Origin of the sequence: Actinoallomurus sp. CA-142502 (genome assembly GCF_050936355.1) — a bacterium.
Classification (GTDB): domain Bacteria; phylum Actinomycetota; class Actinomycetes; order Streptosporangiales; family Streptosporangiaceae; genus Actinoallomurus; species Actinoallomurus iriomotensis.
This window is the reverse complement of the sequence record NZ_JBNJMY010000001.1, coordinates 9,742,533-9,759,170: the sequence shown is the minus strand read 5'-3', so window position 1 is coordinate 9,759,170 and position 16,638 is coordinate 9,742,533. Positions and strand designations below refer to the sequence as shown.

18 protein-coding genes are annotated in these 16,638 nt (G+C 69.4%); 16 read left to right on the top strand and 2 right to left on the bottom strand.

What is annotated here, in order from left to right:
- Positions 1 to 12: 12 nt before the first annotated feature.
- Positions 13 to 1,281: a sensor histidine kinase gene (locus ACQEV1_RS45700; protein ID WP_433403509.1), complete on the bottom strand. Its 1,269-nt coding sequence runs from the start codon at positions 1,279 to 1,281 to the stop codon at positions 13 to 15.
- Between the two features lie 186 nt (positions 1,282 to 1,467).
- Between ACQEV1_RS45700 and ACQEV1_RS45695 the strand changes: the two genes are divergently transcribed.
- The 5 genes from ACQEV1_RS45695 to ACQEV1_RS45675 all read left to right on the top strand — a co-directional run bounded on the left by ACQEV1_RS45695 (position 1,468) and on the right by ACQEV1_RS45675 (position 6,977).
- Positions 1,468 to 3,681, top strand: coding sequence for an MMPL family transporter (locus ACQEV1_RS45695; protein ID WP_433403506.1), 2,214 nt, complete (start codon positions 1,468 to 1,470; stop codon positions 3,679 to 3,681).
- Positions 3,682 to 3,856: 175 nt separating this feature from the next.
- The gene (gene rpmE, locus ACQEV1_RS45690) at positions 3,857 to 4,081 is read left to right on the top strand and encodes a 50S ribosomal protein L31 (protein WP_285579632.1); all 225 of its coding nucleotides are present in this window, start codon (positions 3,857 to 3,859) and stop codon (positions 4,079 to 4,081) included.
- A gap of 91 nt (positions 4,082 to 4,172) precedes the next feature.
- Complete coding sequence (gene prfA, locus ACQEV1_RS45685; protein WP_433403503.1) at positions 4,173 to 5,228, top strand: peptide chain release factor 1; 1,056 nt, start codon at positions 4,173 to 4,175, stop codon at positions 5,226 to 5,228.
- 11 nt (positions 5,229 to 5,239) lie between these two features.
- Positions 5,240 to 6,103 (top strand): peptide chain release factor N(5)-glutamine methyltransferase, encoded by an 864-nt coding sequence (gene prmC, locus ACQEV1_RS45680; RefSeq protein ID WP_285579636.1) that lies wholly within the window; start codon positions 5,240 to 5,242, stop codon positions 6,101 to 6,103.
- Positions 6,104 to 6,146: 43 nt separating this feature from the next.
- The gene (locus ACQEV1_RS45675) at positions 6,147 to 6,977 is read left to right on the top strand and encodes an L-threonylcarbamoyladenylate synthase (RefSeq protein ID WP_433403499.1); all 831 of its coding nucleotides are present in this window, start codon (positions 6,147 to 6,149) and stop codon (positions 6,975 to 6,977) included.
- Here the strand turns inward: ACQEV1_RS45675 and ACQEV1_RS45670 are convergent.
- The gene (locus tag ACQEV1_RS45670) at positions 6,971 to 7,372 is read right to left on the bottom strand and encodes a hypothetical protein (RefSeq protein WP_433403496.1); all 402 of its coding nucleotides are present in this window, start codon (positions 7,370 to 7,372) and stop codon (positions 6,971 to 6,973) included. The genes ACQEV1_RS45675 and ACQEV1_RS45670 overlap by 7 nt on opposite strands.
- 236 nt (positions 7,373 to 7,608) lie before the next feature.
- Between ACQEV1_RS45670 and ACQEV1_RS45665 the strand changes: the two genes are divergently transcribed.
- The 11 genes from ACQEV1_RS45665 (at position 7,609) to atpD (ending at position 16,624) form a co-directional block, all read left to right on the top strand.
- Entirely contained in the window at positions 7,609 to 7,869 is a 261-nt protein-coding gene (locus ACQEV1_RS45665) for a hypothetical protein (RefSeq protein ID WP_285626415.1), read from the top strand.
- Between the two features lie 153 nt (positions 7,870 to 8,022).
- On the top strand, positions 8,023 to 9,171 hold the full coding sequence (locus ACQEV1_RS45660) for a glycosyltransferase family 4 protein (protein WP_433403494.1): 1,149 nt from the start codon (positions 8,023 to 8,025) through the stop codon (positions 9,169 to 9,171).
- Positions 9,172 to 9,278: 107 nt separating this feature from the next.
- On the top strand, positions 9,279 to 9,707 hold the full coding sequence (locus ACQEV1_RS45655; protein ID WP_285579646.1) for a hypothetical protein: 429 nt from the start codon (positions 9,279 to 9,281) through the stop codon (positions 9,705 to 9,707).
- Positions 9,708 to 9,857: 150 nt separating this feature from the next.
- Entirely contained in the window at positions 9,858 to 9,986 is a 129-nt protein-coding gene (locus ACQEV1_RS45650) for a hypothetical protein (RefSeq protein WP_349497992.1), read from the top strand.
- 82 nt (positions 9,987 to 10,068) lie between these two features.
- Positions 10,069 to 10,857 (top strand): F0F1 ATP synthase subunit A, encoded by a 789-nt coding sequence (gene atpB, locus ACQEV1_RS45645; RefSeq protein WP_285579649.1) that lies wholly within the window; start codon positions 10,069 to 10,071, stop codon positions 10,855 to 10,857.
- A 67-nt stretch (positions 10,858 to 10,924) separates the two neighbouring features.
- A complete protein-coding gene (gene atpE / locus ACQEV1_RS45640; protein ID WP_285626421.1) occupies positions 10,925 to 11,164 on the top strand; it encodes an ATP synthase F0 subunit C in 240 nt (79 codons plus the stop codon).
- Between the two features lie 38 nt (positions 11,165 to 11,202).
- A complete protein-coding gene (locus ACQEV1_RS45635; RefSeq protein WP_432705982.1) occupies positions 11,203 to 11,760 on the top strand; it encodes a F0F1 ATP synthase subunit B in 558 nt (185 codons plus the stop codon).
- On the top strand, positions 11,761 to 12,576 hold the full coding sequence (locus ACQEV1_RS45630; protein WP_433403487.1) for a F0F1 ATP synthase subunit delta: 816 nt from the start codon (positions 11,761 to 11,763) through the stop codon (positions 12,574 to 12,576).
- A gap of 35 nt (positions 12,577 to 12,611) precedes the next feature.
- Positions 12,612 to 14,249 (top strand): F0F1 ATP synthase subunit alpha, encoded by a 1,638-nt coding sequence (gene atpA, locus ACQEV1_RS45625; protein ID WP_285626430.1) that lies wholly within the window; start codon positions 12,612 to 12,614, stop codon positions 14,247 to 14,249.
- Positions 14,250 to 14,252: 3 nt separating this feature from the next.
- On the top strand, positions 14,253 to 15,176 hold the full coding sequence (locus ACQEV1_RS45620; RefSeq protein ID WP_285626433.1) for a F0F1 ATP synthase subunit gamma: 924 nt from the start codon (positions 14,253 to 14,255) through the stop codon (positions 15,174 to 15,176).
- 8 nt (positions 15,177 to 15,184) lie between these two features.
- Positions 15,185 to 16,624 (top strand): F0F1 ATP synthase subunit beta, encoded by a 1,440-nt coding sequence (gene atpD, locus ACQEV1_RS45615; protein WP_285626436.1) that lies wholly within the window; start codon positions 15,185 to 15,187, stop codon positions 16,622 to 16,624.
- Positions 16,625 to 16,638: the final 14 nt, after the last annotated feature.

The window sequence follows — 16,638 nt, the reverse complement described above, 5'->3', positions numbered from 1 at the left end:
GCTCCTCCAGCATCAACGCCGGGGCGTGGTCAGCGCGCACGGCAGCTCCATGGTCACGATCGTGGGGCCTCCCGCCGGACTGTTCAGCGCGAGGACACCATCGAATGTACCGAGTCGCCGCTCGATTCCGCGAAGTCCGGTGCCGCCGGACATGTCCGCGCCACCCTGGCCGTCGTCGGTGATCATGATACGGAGCATGCCGTTCTCGTGCCGGAGATCCAGCCAGACGCGCTGCGCGCCGGAGTGCTTGGCCGCGTTGGTCAGCACCTCCGAGACCGCGAAGTAGGCCGCCGACTCGACCGGGGCCTCCAGAACGCCGGGAAGGTCGACCGACACCTCGGTGGTGAGCGGGCTCGCCATGGCCAGGGCCCGTACGGCGTCGCCGAGCCCGCGTTCGGCCAGGACCGGCGGGTGGATGCCACGGACCAGGTCGCGCAGCTCGGTGAGGGCCTTGGAGGAGGACTCGCGCGCCTCGGACAGCAGCTTCCTGGCCTTCTCCGGGTCGCGTTCGAGCAGGTGCTCGATCGCGCCGAGGTTCATGCCCATGGCCACCAGGCGGGCCTGCGCGCCGTCGTGCAGGTCGCGTTCGATCCGGCGCAGCTCGGCCGCCTGCGTGTCGAGCGCGTCGGAGCGGGTCTCGGTCAGGCGCTCCACACGCATCTCGAGCTCCCGCTCGTGCGTCGGGCCCAGCAGGGAGGCGTCCAGCCGCGCGTGCGCCTTCATGATCAGCGGGGTCAGCCAGATGCCCAGCCCCGCGTACACGAACCCCATCAGGCCGGCGAGCATCGCGCTGCCGAAGCCGGTGACGTGCACGAAGGTGTACCAGTCGCCGCCGTCCCCATGCACGATCGGGTACCAGAGCCCGGCCGCCAGCACCCAGCCGTACGGGCCGTAGAAGAGCAGCGCGAAGGCGAAGATCGCCATGGCGAACCCGGCGGTGGCATCCGTGATCATCCACAGCAGGTCGCGGTACGTCGCCGGGTCCTTCATGATCCACCGGTAGCGCTCCAGCACGCCGAGCACGCCGCTCTGGAACTCCGGCCTCCGCCGGTACGGCGTCTGGATCTCCACGCCGAACCAGTCGCGGGCGAGCCGGCGGCGCAACCCCATGTAGGACCGGGCGGCGGCCGTCACGACCGGCGTCACGAACAGCCCCACGCCGACCAGGGACAACGCCATGAACACGACCGAGAAGATGAAGGACACCAGCGATCCGAGCATGGCCAGCAGGGCCAGGCCCAGTCCGCGTACGGCGGCGAGCGCCGCCCTCCCAATGTTCATCGTTCCTCCCGGTCTCCGTCCTTATCTTGCCGTCTCGAGTCTCGCGAGCGTGCCGTCCGCGGTCACTGGGGCCAGGGACCGGCCGGGGGTGTCACTGGCACCACCCCGGGAGGGGGTCTGAGCGGCTGGGGCGGGCCATCGCGGATTCCTAGCGTCTTCGGCGAAGCCCAAAGTCGGGAGACGCTCATGAGAAGCCACGTTCGCGGACGTCATGCCCCTCCGTCGTCCTTCGCCGCCCGGATCGGCGGCTGGAGCGTGCGGCACCGCAAGACCGCGATCATCGGCTGGCTGCTGTTCGTGATCGCCGCCAGCGTGATCGGCGGAATGGCCGGCCAGGCCAACATGAAGCCGTACGAGAACGCCGCAGGCGACTCCGCCCGCGCCCAGAAGATCCTCTACGACGCCGGGATCAAGGACCCGGCCGGCGAGATGGTGATCGTGCACAGCCGTACGCCCGGCGCCTGGCGTGACGCGGCGAAGGACGTCTCGGCCGCGGTACGGGCCACGGGCCTCGTCGGTACGGTCGCACCCGCCGTGACCTCCGCGGACGGGCGGGACGGCCTGGTGCGGTTCACCATGACCGGCGACCCGGAGACGGCGGCCGACCGGGTCCAGCCGGTCCTGGACGCCGTCGGCCGGGTGCGGGCCGCCCACCCGGAGGTGACGATCGGCCAGTTCGGCGACGCCAGCGGGGGCAAGTGGCTGAACGACGTGCTCAGCAAGGACTTCGCCCGCGCCGAGTGGACCGGGGTACCGCTCGCCATCGGCATCCTGCTCGTGGCGTTCGGTGCGCTGCTGGCCGCCCTGCTGCCGGTCGGGCTCGCGCTCACCGCGTTCGTCGCGGCGAACGGGGTGCTGGCCGTGGCCAGCCACGCGTTGCACCTGTTCGACACGACGAGTTCGGTGATGCTGCTCGTGGGGCTGGCGGTCGGCGTCGACTACTGCCTGTTCTACATCCGCCGGGAGCGCGACGAGCGCGCCGCGGGCCACGACAGGCAGACCGCGCTGCGCATCGCCGCCGCGACGTCCGGCCGGTCGGTGCTGATCTCCGGTCTCACGGTGATGCTGGCGATGGCGGGCATGTTCCTGTCCGGGCTGCTGCTGTTCAACGGCTTCGCGCTGGCCACGATCCTGGTCGTCTTCATCGCGATGCTCGGCTCGGTGACCGTGCTGCCGGCGCTGCTGTCTCTGCTCGGCGACAAGGTCGAGCTCGGCCGCATCCCGTTCCTGGGCCGCCGCCGCGGCCGCCGCGCCACGCGCGGAGGCGTGTCGGCGGCCGTCCTGCGGCCCGTCCTCGCCCGTCCGGCGATCTTCGCGGTGCTGGCGGCGGTCGTCATGCTCGTCCTGGCCGCGCCGACCCTCGGCATGCGCACCCAGCAGCTCGGCCTGGACCAGGAGATGCCCAAGGGCACCCCCACGCTCGAGGCCTACCAGCGCATCTCCACGGCGTTCCCCGGTGGACCGGCGCCCGCCAAGGTGGTGCTCAAGGCCGCCGACATCCGCTCGCCGGAGGTACGGAAGGCCATCTCCGCGCTGAAGAGCCGGACCGGCCACGACGGGGAGTTCCGCGCACCGGCCACCGTGACCACCCATGCGCGGCAGAACGTCGCCGAGATCGCCGTGCCGCTCGCCGGCGACGGCAGGAACGCGACCTCCCGGCACGCCCTGAAGACGCTGCGGGAGCAGATCGTGCCCGCGACGGTCGGGGCGGCCGGGACGGCGTACGTGACCGGTGAGCTCGCCGACTCGGTCGACTTCAACGACCAGCTGAACGCCGACATCGTGCCGGTCTTCGTGTTCGTGATGATCGTGACGTTCGTCCTGATGCTGATCTCGTTCCGGTCGCTGACGGTCGCGATCACCTCGATCCTGCTCAACCTGCTGTCGGTCGCGGCGGCGTACGGCGTCATGGTCGCGGTCTTCCAGCACGGCTGGGGCGCGGGCCTGTTCGGCACCGAACCGGTGGGGGCGATCGAGGGATGGATGCCGCTGTTCGTCTTCGTGGTGCTGTTCGGCCTGTCGATGGACTACCACGTGTTCGTGGTGTCGCGGATCCGCGAGGCGCGCGACCGGGGCCTGCGGACCCCGGACGCGGTGGCGCACGGCGTGCGTTCCAGCGCGGGCGTCGTCACCTCCGCGGCGGTGATCATGGTGGCCGTCTTCGCGGTCTTCGCGACGCTGTCGATGCAGGACATGAAGCAGATGGGCGTGGGCCTGGCGGTGGCCGTGCTGCTGGACGCGACCGTCGTACGCGCGGTGCTGCTGCCGTCGGTGATGGCCCTGCTCGGCGAGCGCAACTGGTACCTGCCGCGCTGGCTCGGCCGGCTGCCCCAGGTGTCCCACGGCGAGGAGCCGGCGCCTCCCCGCGCGGAGCGCAGCGCGGTGCCGGTGGGGCGCTGAACCGGCGGGTCCCGGCCGGGCACGGGGGCGCCGGCCGGGCCGCGTCGGGCGGGGGAATGCGCGGTGGCCTCGGCATGTTGTGCTATCTGGCACACTGGTACGCGCTGCGGTACCGGTTCACATCCCCGGATCCCCCGGGTGATGACCCGGCGACCGCCTGAAGCGAGGAGAAGTAGTGAAGCCTGACATCCACCCGAGCTACGGCGTCACCACCGTGACGTGCACGTGCGGGAACACCTTCCAGACCCGGAGCACCGCGGAGAACGGCGCGATCCACGCCGATGTCTGCTCGAACTGCCACCCGTTCTACACGGGCAAGCAGAAGATCCTCGACACCGGTGGCCGCGTGGCCCGGTTCGAGCGGCGGTTCGGCAAGAAGGCCGCGGGCAACAAGAAGTAGCCAGACGTCCCACGCCGGCCGGAGAGGCATTTCTCCGGTCGGCGTCGGCCTGTCTGCCCCGTGCCCGTCCAGCGCCTGACCAGGACATGACGTGAACCTCGACGATCTGACCAGCGAATACGCCGACATCGAAAAGCGGCTCGCCGACCCGGCCGTACATGCGGACCAGGCCGAGGCGCGCCGTCTCGGCAAGCGCTACGCGGAGCTTCGGCCGGTCGTCGAGGCGGCACGTGACCTGACGGCGGCCCAGGACGACGCGGAGACCGCGCGCGAGCTGGCGGCCGAGGACCCCGCGTTCGCCGAAGAGGCGATCCAGCTCGACCGGCGCATCGAGGAGCTGGAGGAGACCCTCCGGCGGCTGCTCGTGCCGCGCGATCCCAACGACGACAAGGACGTCATCCTCGAGATCAAGGCCGGTGAGGGCGGCGAGGAGTCCGCGCTGTTCGCCGGCGACCTCCTGCGGATGTACCTCCGCCACGCCGAGCGCATCGGCTGGAAGACCGAGATCATCGATGCCCAGCCCTCCGATCTCGGTGGTTACAAAGACGTCACCGTGGCGGTCAAGTCCCGCCCGTCCACCGAGGGCGTGTGGGCCCGCCTGAAGTATGAAGGCGGAGTGCACCGCGTCCAGCGCGTTCCCGCGACCGAGTCCCAGGGCCGCATCCACACCAGTGCGGCGGGCGTGTTCGTCATGCCCGAGGCCGAGGACATCGACGTCCAGATCGACCCGAACGACCTGCGCATCGACGTGTTCCGCTCCAGCGGCCCCGGCGGCCAGAGCGTCAACACCACCGACTCCGCGGTCCGCATCACCCACCTGCCGACCGGCATCGTCGTGTCGTGCCAGAACGAGAAGAGCCAGCTCCAGAACAAGGAGCAGGCGATGCGCATCCTGCGGGCCCGGCTGCTCGCCGCCGCGCAGGAGGAGGCCGACGCCGCCGCGGCGGCCGAGCGCAAGAGCCAGGTGCGCACGGTGGACCGGTCCGAACGGGTCCGCACCTACAACTTCCCGGAGAACCGCATCTCCGATCATCGTGTGGGCTACAAGGCCTACAACCTCGACCACGTGCTCGACGGTGACCTGCACAATGTCATCCAGGCACTGGTGGACGCCGACATGGAGCACAAGCTCGCCCAAGCGACCTGACCTGACATGACATGAGCCATCTGCTCTCTGACGAGATCGCCCGCGCGACGGCACGCCTGGCCGCCGCGGGGATTCCGTCGCCCCGGGCCGACGCCGAGGAGCTGGCGGCCTTCGTGCACGGCGTCAAGCGCGCCGAGCTGCACACGGTGCCGGACGCCGCGTTCGACGCGCGGTACTGGGCGGGCATCGCCCGGCGCGAGGCCGGTGAGCCGCTGCAGCACATCACGGGCCGGGCGTTCTTCCGCTACCTGGAGCTGCGGGTGGGGCCGGGCGTGTTCGTCCCCCGGCCCGAGACCGAGGTCGTCGCCGGCTGGGCGATCGACACGCTGCGCACGATGGACGTCGGCGACCCGCTCGTCGTGGACCTCGGTACGGGGTCGGGAGCCATCGCCCTGTCCATCGCCCAGGAGGTCCCGCGAGCGCGCGTCCACGCGGTCGAGAAGGACCCCAAGGCCTATGTCCACGCGACGCGCAACGTCGAGGAGCTGGACGAGCGCGGCCGGGTCCGGCTGCACCTGAGCGACTTCGCCGACGCGCTGCACGATCTCGACGGCACCGTCGACCTGGTCGTCAGCAATCCGCCGTACATCCCGATGTCGGAGTGGGAGTACGTCGCGGAGGACGTCCGCGACTTCGACCCGCCGTCCGCGCTGTGGGGCGGCGGCGACGACGGCCTCGACGCGATCCGCGTGGTCGAGCGCACCGCGCGGCGGCTGCTGCGCCCCGGCGGCTGGGTCGCGGTCGAGCACAGCGACCTGCAGGGCAACCCCGTCTACTGGATCTTCGCCGAAGAGCACGGCTGGCGCGACATGCGCAACCACAAGGACCTGACCGGCCGCGACCGCTTCGTCACCGCCCGCCTGGGTCTTGACTGAACCCCCGTGAGTAGGACTCCGCGGCGGTGGGAGAATGGCGGCCGTGAGCCGAAGCTATGACTGCTCAGAGCCGATGGAACGCACCCGGGGGATCGCCGAGGCCGTCTCGGCGGTACGGCGCGGCGAGCTGATCGTCCTGCCCACCGACACGGTCTACGGGATCGGTGCCGACGCCTTCACGCCCGCGGCGGTGAACGCGCTGATGGAGGCCAAGGGGCGTGGCCGCGACATGCCCTCCCCGGTGCTGGTCGGCTCGGTGCGCGCGGCCCAGGCGCTCGTGGAGGACTTCGGCACGTACGGGCAGGACCTCGTGGACGAGTTCTGGCCGGGTGCCCTCACTCTCGTCTGCCGGGCCAACAGCACGCTCGCCTGGGACCTCGGCGACGCCAAGGGCACGGTCGCCATCCGCATGCCGCTGCACCAGCTCACGCTGGAGCTGCTCAAGGAGACCGGGCCGATGGCGGTGAGCAGCGCCAATCGCTCCGGCGCCCCGCCGGCCCGCACCGTGGCCGACGCGGAGGCGCAGCTCGGCGACTCGGTCGAGGTCTACCTCGACGACGGGCCGAGCGGCGATGGCGCGCCCTCCTCGATCGTCGACCTGACCGGAGCGGTGCCGCGCCTCCTGCGCGCCGGCGCCATCTCCGAGGCACGGCTCCGCGAGGTGTGCGGCGTCCTGCTCAGCGACGAGGACGAGCCCGAACCGACCGAGTCCGCCGAAACGTCCGACAAGACCGACGAGCCCGCCAAGGCCGAGGAGCCCGCCAAGGCCGGTGATCCGGTCAAGGACGGGGAGCCCGCCAAGGCCGACGAGCCGGTCAAGGAAGAGACGGCGAAGGCGGAGCGGTCCGGCGACGCGGACAAGCCCGCTCAGTAGCGACGGCGCCAGCCGCCGCACTTGCCGATCCGGAATCTCTTCTTCCGCCAGCGGCCGACGCACTCCTGGGCGTACAGGTGGCCGGTGTTCGCCGAAACGACGGTGTGCCACCGCCGCCTCGGCCCCCCGTGGCGCAGCGCCACGACCCGTACGGCGGCCCGGTGGCGTCCGGTGAAGGTGAGGCGTACCGCGGGGTCACGGCCGGCCTTCTCCGGGCCTCTGAGGAAGAACGACAGGGTCACCTTCGCCGGGCGCCTGCGGTAGACGCCGAAGGCGTCCACGCCGGGCAGGCCGGCCGAGCGCCAGAAGCCGCTGTCGGCGCGGGCCGCGGGCGTGACCGGCGGGAGCGTGGTCAGCAGCACGCCGGCCACGAGAGTCATCGCGACACGCCGCATCGGCCCCCCAAGGTCGTCTCCTCCGGGCGGAAGACGGCGGCCCGGGCACCCCGGTTTCTTCCCGCGGAAGACGCCGGTCAGCGGCCGTGCGGGACACGACTGGGCGGCACGTGACGCATTCGTGACCACCGCGCACAAACCAATGCGGTCGCGCACGGATCTAACCGGTCAGGACGGCGCCTTCCCCGACTCCCGTCGCGGGAGGGAGCAGGAGCGCCGACGCGTATGGAGGAGCGATGTTCACCGTGAAGCCGAACCCTCAGCCGGGCGACGGTGCGCTCGCCCGCCACCGCGAAGGCGCGGAGCCGGTACGTGAGTGCCGGTGGACGCCCGGGCCCGCGGCGGCGCGCTCGCGCGAGGCCGGCCGGGACGTCGGCCGTGTCGTCCAGCTCGACGCGTGGATCGGTCCCGCGGCGGAGCTTGATGGCGCCGGGCGCGGAAACGAACGCGCCGACCAGCCGGATTCCCGTCGCCGCTCCGGCGAACACCCGCGCTGAGCTGCGGCGTCGCCTGTGATATCGCCGAAACGTGACGAGGCGGTCGCGCACGGTGATACCTGTGGGACGGCGCTCCCTGGTGGGCCGGGAGCAATAGAGTTGGTGCCCGGTCGGTAACGGGTGGCAAGCAGCGCGTCGCATGGAGGTGGACGAGTGAGGGAGTACATCCTCACCTTCCTGACGGGCGCGATCGTCACCTACCTCCTCGTGCCCCTGGTGCTGAAGATCGCCATCTGGTTCAAGGCCATGACCCCGGTGCGCGACCGCGACGTCCACGCGATCCCGACGCCCCGGATGGGCGGCCTGGCGATGTTCGCGGGCATGCTGGCCGCCCTGCTCATGGCCTCGCGCCTGCCCCACCTGCACAAGGTCTTCACCGAGAGCCCGACCTGGATCGGCCTGCTGTCGGCCGGCGGCCTGCTCGTCGTGGTCGGCATCGCCGACGACCGGTGGGAGATCGACGCGCTGACCAAGATGGCCGGTCAGGTCGCCGCGGCCGGCCTGCTGATCATGAACGGCGTCCAGATCTCCTGGATCCCGCTGCCCGGCGCGACCTTCGTGCTGCCCCCGTCGTACGGGGTGCCGCTGACCATCATCGTCGTGGTCGCCACGATCAACGCGGTGAACTTCATCGACGGGCTCGACGGCCTCGCCGGGGGCATCGTCGGCGTGTCGGCCATGGCGTTCTTCCTCTACGCCTTCCTGGTCACGGTCGTCGTCCACCTCGACCACCAGTCGGCGCCGGCGCTGATCGCGGCCGTTCTGGCCGGCATGTGCGCCGGCTTCCTCCCGCACAACTTCAGCCCGGCCCGGATCTTCATGGGCGACACCGGCTCGATGCTGATCGGGCTGCTGCTCGCCACCTCGATGATCACCGTCTCCGGGTTCGACCCGGTCGCGCTGCGCGGGTCGATCAACCGGTTCCCCACGATCCTGCCGCTGATCCCGATCGCGATCCTGGTCGTGCCGTACGCCGACATGCTGATGGCCGTGGTCCGGCGCTCCTACGACGGGCGGTCGCCGTTCGCGCCGGACAAGAAGCACCTGCACCACCGGCTGTTGGACCTCGGCCACTCGCACCGGGGCGCGGCCCTGGTCATGTACCTGTGGACGGCGCTGTTCTCGTTCGGCGTGGTGGCGCTCTCGGCGGTCAAGTCACCGCTGATCGTGCTCAGCGTGGCGAGCCTGGTGGCGATCGCGGCGCTGGTCGTGATGGCCTTCCCCCAGCTCCGGCCGCACGGGCGCCGACGTCGCGGGACCGCGGAGCGGCAGTCTGATCACCGACCGCGACAACCTGCCTGAACTGCGCACTTTGCCATAACTTGACGCGGAAACCAGGGTCTGAGAAGCTTGTGATATCTTTCACGAGCGGCAAGTAGCCAACACAGTGTGAACACCCCGGAGCACTCATGCAGTCCACCGACGCCCGGATCCTCCGTGGCGCCGCGATCCCCACAGGCCTCGCAGGGCTCGTCGCGATCATCGCCGGCCTCCTGTTCGCAGGAGGCAAGGGCGCGTTGGGCGCGGCCATCGGGGTTGCCCTCGTACTCGTATTCTTCACCCTCGGCATGCTCGTCGTCAGCTATGTCTCGAGATTGTCGCAACAACTTGTGATGATGGCCGGGCTGCTGGGTTATCTCGTCAAACTGGTGGCGGTGTTCGCGCTGGTGGCGGCGCTCAACCATGTGACGGTATGGAACGCGCACGTCTTCGGCTGGACTGTGCTCTCGCTCACTATCGTCTGGCTCGCCGCCGAGGTGAATGCCACGATCAACGCCCGCACGCCGTACGTCGAATCAGGCCACGCATCCCGTGACCTCGGCAAACCGGGCACATGATGACATTGGACTACTCCAATATGACTATGCGGCGGGTAGCCTGCTATCGTCCGGAGCGCGATGACTGGAAATGGGCGTCTGCCCACCGAGTCGGAAGACCGCGAGTTCGCGAACGCCGTGTCGGCCGCCCCCGCCACTATTCTGGCTGGGATGCTGGTCTTCGGCGGCGTGGGCTGGCTCCTCGCTCGCTGGCTGGACGTCACGGCGCTGCTACCCGTCTTCCTGGTGCTGGGCCTGGTCTTCGCTGGATACCTGGTCTACGTCCGCTACGGCCGCTGAGCGCGCCGAGCGGAGCCGTGGCCCACCGAGACGACAGCAAGGTTGCCGCCTTGATGAGCTACGACCGCGAAAGGAAAACCGGGTGAGTGCCCCGCACATCCTCGCCAAAGACTTCGAAGCCCCGGGACTCGGCCTGTTCCAGTGGAAGCCCCTCTTCCACATAGGTCCGTTCGCCGTCGCCAAGCCGATCGTGCTCTGCGCCCTGGTGATGATCATCGTCATCGCCTTCTTCTGGGCCGCCTTCGCGAAGCCGAAGCTCGTGCCCCGCGGCTGGCAGAACGTCGGCGAGGTCGCGTACATGTTCGTCCGCGACGAGATCGGCCGGCCGTTCCTGGGCAAGGACTCGGAAAAGTGGATGCGTCTGCTGATCCCGGTGTTCTTCTTCGTGTGGCTCGGCAACCTGATGTCGGTGGTGCCGGTGGCGCAGTTCCCGGTCAACTCCCGCATCGCGTTCCCGCTCGTGTTGGCGGTCCTGATCTACCTGACCTTCTGGGTCGTGGGAATCAAGAACCAAGGCTTCTTCGGCCTGCTGAAGAACGCGACGATGCCGCCCGACCTCCCCTGGGCGCTCTACATCATCGTCATCCCGATCGAGTTCGTCTCGACGTTCTTCATCCGGCCGTTCACCCACGCCGTGCGGCTCTTCGCGAACATGTTCGCCGGTCACCTGCTGATCGCACTCTTCGCGACCGTCGGCTTCCACTTCCTCTGGGAGAAGGTCACCCCGCTCGGCTTCGGGGTGGGCGTCCTGGGTGCGGTCCTGACGATCGTCATGACCGCGTTCGAGCTGTTCATCCAGGCGGTGCAGGCGTACGTCTTCACGCTGCTCGCCGCCTTCTACATAAGTGCCGGACTCTACTCCGACCACTGAGACCCGACCGCGAACGTCAACACGTGACCGGCGGAGACGACCGCCGGCCTAGCGAAAAGGAATCCGAATGTCTTTCCTCGCCGAAGCCACCACCAACATCAACCCCGGCCTCAAGGCGATGGGCTACGGCCTGTCCGCCATCGGCCCGGGCATCGGCGTCGGCATCGTCTTCGGTCAGGGCGTCAACGCCATCGCCCGCCAGCCGGAGCTGACGAGCACCATCCGCACGAACATGCTGCTGGGCTTCGCCTTCTCCGAGGCGCTCGCCCTGATCGGCCTGGTCGCGCCGTTCATCTACACCTCCTGACCGAGGTCCGACTCTGACGGAAGGCTGTGCACGCCATGATGTTGGCCGAACACGCCGCCGGGTTCGTCGCCGCCGCGGAGAAGAACCCGAACCCTCTGCTCCCCGACGCGGCCGAGCTGATCTTCGGCACGATCGCGTTCCTCATCGTGCTCTTCGTCCTCGGCAAGATGCTGATCCCGCGGATCCAGCAGACCCTCGCCGAGCGCACCGACGCGATCGAGGGCGGCATCAAGCGGGCCGAAGAGGCGCAGGACGAGGCCCAGCGGGTGCTCGAGCAGTACAAGGAGCAACTCGCCGAGGCGCGGCACGAGGCCGCTCGTCTCCGCGAGGAGGCCCGCGAGCAGGGCGCGCAGATCATCGCTGAGATGCGCGAGCAGGCTCAGACCGAGGCGCAGCGCGTCATCGACCAGGCGCACGCCCAGATCGAGGCCGACCGCCAGCAGGCCTTCACGCGGCTGCGCACCGAGATCGGTGAGCTGGCCGTCGACCTGGCGAGCCGCATCGTGGGCGAGTCCCTTGAGGACGAGGCCCGCCGGCGCGGCACCGTCGACCGGTTCCTCGACCAGCTCGAGGACCGGGCACGGGCGGAGGCCTAGATGAGGGGCGCGAGTAGGGCTTCGCTGGCAGAGGCCGGTGAGCGGTTCGAGGCCGTGCTGTCGGCGGGTGACGCCGGCGCGATCGGCGACGAGCTGTTCGCGGTGCTGCGGCTGCTCGACCGTGAGCACGTGCTCCGGCGGGCGCTCGCGGACCCGGCCCGGCCGGCCGACCAGCGGGCCGGGCTCGCCTTGGCGGTGCTCGACGGCAAGGTGTCCCGCCCGGTCGCCGAGTTCGTCGCCGAGCTCGCACGACTGCGGTGGGGACGCTCGATCGACCTCACCGACGCGATCGAGCGGTTCGCCGTGGTCGCGGAGGTGGCGAGCGCTGAGGCGGCGGGCCGGCTCGACGACCTCGAGGACGAGCTGTTCCGCTTCGGCCGCATCGTCGAGGCGCAGCCGGAGCTGCGCGGCGTGCTCGTCGATCATCGCGTGTCGGGTGAGCGCAAGGCCGTGCTGGTGACCGAGCTGCTGGAGGGCAAGACGACCCCGGCGACGTTGCGGCTGGTCACCGAGGCGGTGACACATCCGCGAGGACGTAGTCTGGAGCGTGTGCTCGCGGAGTTCGGCCGCATCGCCGCCGAGCGCCGTAACCGCTTGATCGCGGTCGTCCGGACCGCGGTGGACCTGAGCGAGCAGCAGAAGGCGCGGCTCAACGCCGTGCTCTCGGCGCAGTACGGCCACGATGTTCAGCTGAACATCGAGGTTGATCCCTCCGTTTTGGGTGGAATGTCCATCCGAGTGGGGGATGAGGAAATCGACGGCACCATCGTGCGCAGGCTGGGCGACATCCGCCGGCGCATCGAGCGGGCGAGCTGACCAAGCATCGAACTCACGGAGAGAGACGAAGAAGAATGGCGGAGCTGACGATCCGGCCGGAGGAGATCCGGAGTGCGCTCGAGCGCTTCGTCCAGGCGTACGAGCCGGAGGCGGCCGCGAGCGAAGAGGTCGGGACCGTCGTCGAGTGCTTCGACGGCATCGCCTTCGTCGAGGGTCTTCCCTCGGCCATGGCGAACGAGCTTCTTGAGTTCGAGGACGGCACGCGCGGCATCGCGCTGAACCTTGACGTTCGGCAGATCGGTGTCGTCATCCTGGGCGATTTCTCCACTATCGAAGAAGGCCAGCAGGTCCGCCGCACCGGCGAGGTCCTGTCGGTCCCGATCGGCGACGGCTACCTCGGCCGCGTCGTGGACTCCCTCGGCAACCCCATCGACGGCAAGGGCCCGATCGAGACGAGCGGTCGCCGCGAGCTCGAGCTGCAGGCGCCCGGCGTCATGCAGCGCCAGCCCGTGAGCGAGCCGCTGCAGACGGGCATCAAGGCGATCGACGCCCTCACGCCGATCGGCCGTGGCCAGCGCCAGCTGATCATCGGTGACCGGCAGACCGGCAAGACCACCGTCGCGATCGACACGATCCTGAACCAGAAGCAGGCGTGGGAGAGCGGCGACCCGAGCAAGCAGGTGCGCTGCATCTACGTCGCCGTCGGCCAGAAGGGCTCGACGATCGCGCAGGTGCGGGCCACGCTGCAGGACGCCGGCGCGCTGGAGTACACCACGATCGTGGCGGCGCCGGCCTCCGAGCCCGCGGGCTACAAGTACATCGCCCCCTACACCGGCTCGGCCATCGGCCAGCACTGGATGTACGAGGGCAAGCACGTCCTGATCGTGTTCGACGACCTGTCCAAGCAGGCGGAGTCCTACCGCGCGATCTCGCTGCTGCTGCGCCGCCCGCCGGGCCGCGAGGCGTACCCCGGTGACGTCTTCTACCTCCACTCGCGTCTGCTGGAGCGCTGCGCGAAGCTCTCCGACGACCTGGGCGCCGGTTCGATGACGGGTCTGCCGATCATCGAGACCAAGGGCAACGACGTCTCCGCCTACATCCCGACCAACGTCATCTCCATCACGGACGGGCAGGTCTTCCTGGAGACCGACCTGTTCAACCAGGGTGTCCGCCCGGCCATCAACGTCGGTATCTCGGTGTCCCGCGTCGGCGGCGCCGCGATGACCAAGGCGATGAGGAAGGCCACGAGCAACCTGAAGCTGTTCCTGTCGCAGTACCGCGACCTGGAGGCGTTCGCGGCGTTCGCGTCCGACCTCGACGCGGCCTCGCGCGCCCAGCTCGACCGCGGCGCCCGCCTGGTCGAGCTGCTCAAGCAGCCGCAGAACGCCCCGTTCCCGATGGAGGAGCAGGTCGTCTCGATCTGGGCCGGCACCACCGGTGAGCTGGACGAGGTGCCGATCGAGGACATCCGCCGCTTCGAGGCCGAGTTCCTCGACTACATCAAGCGCACCGACAGTGGCCTGCTCGAGACGATCCGGGAGACCGGCAAGTTCGAGGACGACACCGCGACGAAGCTCAAGGACCTCATCTCCGAGTTCAAGAAGGGCTTCGAGACGACCAGCCACGGTCTCCTGGTGCAGGAGGAGACGGTCGAGGCGATCGACGCGGAGGACGTCGAGCAGGAGAAGATCACCCGCGTGAGGAAGAAGTAGCCGATGGGTGCCCAGCTTCGGGTCGTACGGCGCCGCATCGCCTCGACGAAGTCGATGGCGAAGATCACGCGTGCGCAGGAGCTCATCGCCTCGTCGCGGATCGTCAAGGCACAGCAGCGGGTGCGGGAGTCGGGGCCGTACGCCCGGCAGATCACGCGGGCAATCTCCGCGCTGGTCAGCCACAACGTCGGCGTCAGCCACCCGCTCCTGGCGGAGCGGCCCGAGAGCAAGCGGGCCGCGGTGCTGCTGATCACGAGCGACCGCGGCTTCGCCGGCGGCTACAACGCCAACGTCATCCGTGAGGCCGAGGGTCTGATGACCCTGCTGCGCGAGCAGGGCAAGGAGCCCGTCCCGTACATCGTCGGACGCAAGGGTGTCGGCTGGTACCGCTTCCGCGAGCGTGAGTACGCCGAGGAGTGGACCGGGTTCAGCGACAACCCGCGGTTCGAGAACGCCGAGACGATCGGGCGCACGCTCGTCGAGGAGTTCGGCAAGCCGGTCGAGGAGGGCGGCGTGGGCGAGATCCACGTCGTCTACACCGAGTTCGTGTCCATGCTGACGCAGACCGCCCAGGTGCACCGTCTGCTGCCGCTGGAGATCGAGGAGGCCGAAGACCTCCCCGAGGAGCAGCGGAGCCACGGCGCGCTGCCGGCGTACGACTTCGAGCCGTCGGCCCAGGCCGTCCTCGACGCGCTCCTGCCGAACTACATCGAGAGCCGGATCTGGCACATGCTGCTCCAGGCGGCCGCGTCCGAGCACGCCCAGCGCCGGCGGGCCATGAAGTCGGCGACCGACAACGCCAACGATGTGATCCAGAACCTGACGCGGGTGGCCAACCAGGCTCGCCAGGCCGAGATCACGCAGGAAATCAGCGAGATCGTCGGTGGCGCGAACGCGCTGGCCGAGACGTCCGCGGGGAGTGAGTGAGAGCCACCATGACTGCTTCGGTTGAAGAGACCGCCACCTCCACGGCGACGGGTCGCGTCGCCCGTGTCACGGGTGCCGTCGTCGACGTCGAGTTCTCCGTCGACACGATGCCCGACATCTACAACGCACTGCACATCAACGTCACGCTCGGCGGCCAGGAGCGCAAGCTGACCCTGGAGGTCGCCCAGCACATCGGCGACAACATGGTCCGCGCCATCTCGCTCCAGCCGACCGACGGCGTCGTCCGCGGCGCCCCGGTGATCGACACGGGTGCGGCCATCTCGGTGCCGGTCGGCGACGGGGTCAAGGGCCACGTCTTCAACACGATCGGCGAGTCCCTCGACGTGCCGACCGCCTCGCTGGAGGTCACCGAGCGCTGGCCGATCCACCGGCACGCGCCGGCGTTCGACCAGCTCGAGAGCAAGACCGAGATCCTCGAGACCGGCATCAAGGTCATCGACCTGCTCACCCCGTACGTCAAGGGCGGCAAGATCGGCCTGTTCGGCGGCGCGGGCGTGGGCAAGACGGTGCTCATCCAGGAGATGATCACCCGTGTCGCCCGTAACCACCGGGGCACCTCGGTGTTCGCGGGCGTCGGCGAGCGCACCCGTGAGGGCACCGACCTGCTGCTGGAGATGGAGGAGGCGAACGTCCTCAAGGACACCGCCCTCGTCTTCGGCCAGATGGACGAGCCGCCGGGCACCCGTCTGCGGGTCGCGCTGTCCGCGCTGACCATGGCGGAGTACTTCCGCGACGTCCAGAACCAGGACGTGCTGCTGTTCATCGACAACATCTTCCGGTTCACCCAGGCGGGTTCGGAGGTCTCCACGCTGCTGGGCCGTATGCCCTCCGCGGTGGGTTACCAGCCGACCCTCGCCGACGAGATGGGCGAGCTGCAGGAGCGGATCACCTCGACCCGCGGTCACTCGATCACCTCGATGCAGGCGATCTACGTGCCCGCGGACGACATCACCGACCCGGCGCCGCACACCACGTTCGCGCACCTCGACGCCACCACGGTGCTCTCGCGTGCGATCACGGAGAAGGGCATCTACCCTGCGGTGGACCCGCTCGACTCCACGTCGCGGATCATGGACCCGGTCATCCTCGGCCAGGAGCACTACGACGTCGCCCAGGAGGTGAAGCGGATCCTTCAGCGCTACAAGGAGCTGCAGGACATCATCTCCCTGCTCGGCATCGACGAGCTCTCCGAAGAGGACAAGGTCACGGTGGAGCGGGCGCGCCGCATCGAGCGGTTCCTGTCCCACCCGATGTACATGGCCGAGGCGTTCACCGGCCAGGTCGGCGAGAACGTCCCGCTGAGCGAGACGATCGCGTCCTTCAAGGCGATCACCGAGGGTAAGTACGACCACCTGCCGGAACAGGCGTTCTTCATGGTCGGCGGCATCGAGCAGGCCGAGAAGAAGGCCCAGGAGCTCCAGAAGTAGCTCAGAGCCGTTCG

Coding starts and splice junctions, on each gene's coding strand:
- ACQEV1_RS45650 (WP_349497992.1), top strand. CDS start 9,858: ATGCTGGTCTTCGGCGGCGTGGGCTGGCTCCTCGCTCGCTGGCTGGAC.
- ACQEV1_RS45635 (WP_432705982.1), top strand. CDS start 11,203: ATGTTGGCCGAACACGCCGCCGGGTTCGTCGCCGCCGCGGAGAAGAAC.
- atpE (WP_285626421.1), top strand. CDS start 10,925: ATGTCTTTCCTCGCCGAAGCCACCACCAACATCAACCCCGGCCTCAAG.
- atpD (WP_285626436.1), top strand. CDS start 15,185: ATGACTGCTTCGGTTGAAGAGACCGCCACCTCCACGGCGACGGGTCGC.
- ACQEV1_RS45670 (WP_433403496.1), bottom strand. CDS start 7,372: ATGCGGCGTGTCGCGATGACTCTCGTGGCCGGCGTGCTGCTGACCACG.
- ACQEV1_RS45655 (WP_285579646.1), top strand. CDS start 9,279: ATGCAGTCCACCGACGCCCGGATCCTCCGTGGCGCCGCGATCCCCACA.
- ACQEV1_RS45695 (WP_433403506.1), top strand. CDS start 1,468: ATGAGAAGCCACGTTCGCGGACGTCATGCCCCTCCGTCGTCCTTCGCC.
- ACQEV1_RS45665 (WP_285626415.1), top strand. CDS start 7,609: ATGTTCACCGTGAAGCCGAACCCTCAGCCGGGCGACGGTGCGCTCGCC.
- prmC (WP_285579636.1), top strand. CDS start 5,240: ATGAGCCATCTGCTCTCTGACGAGATCGCCCGCGCGACGGCACGCCTG.
- ACQEV1_RS45620 (WP_285626433.1), top strand. CDS start 14,253: ATGGGTGCCCAGCTTCGGGTCGTACGGCGCCGCATCGCCTCGACGAAG.
- ACQEV1_RS45630 (WP_433403487.1), top strand. CDS start 11,761: ATGAGGGGCGCGAGTAGGGCTTCGCTGGCAGAGGCCGGTGAGCGGTTC.
- atpA (WP_285626430.1), top strand. CDS start 12,612: ATGGCGGAGCTGACGATCCGGCCGGAGGAGATCCGGAGTGCGCTCGAG.
- ACQEV1_RS45700 (WP_433403509.1), bottom strand. CDS start 1,281: ATGAACATTGGGAGGGCGGCGCTCGCCGCCGTACGCGGACTGGGCCTG.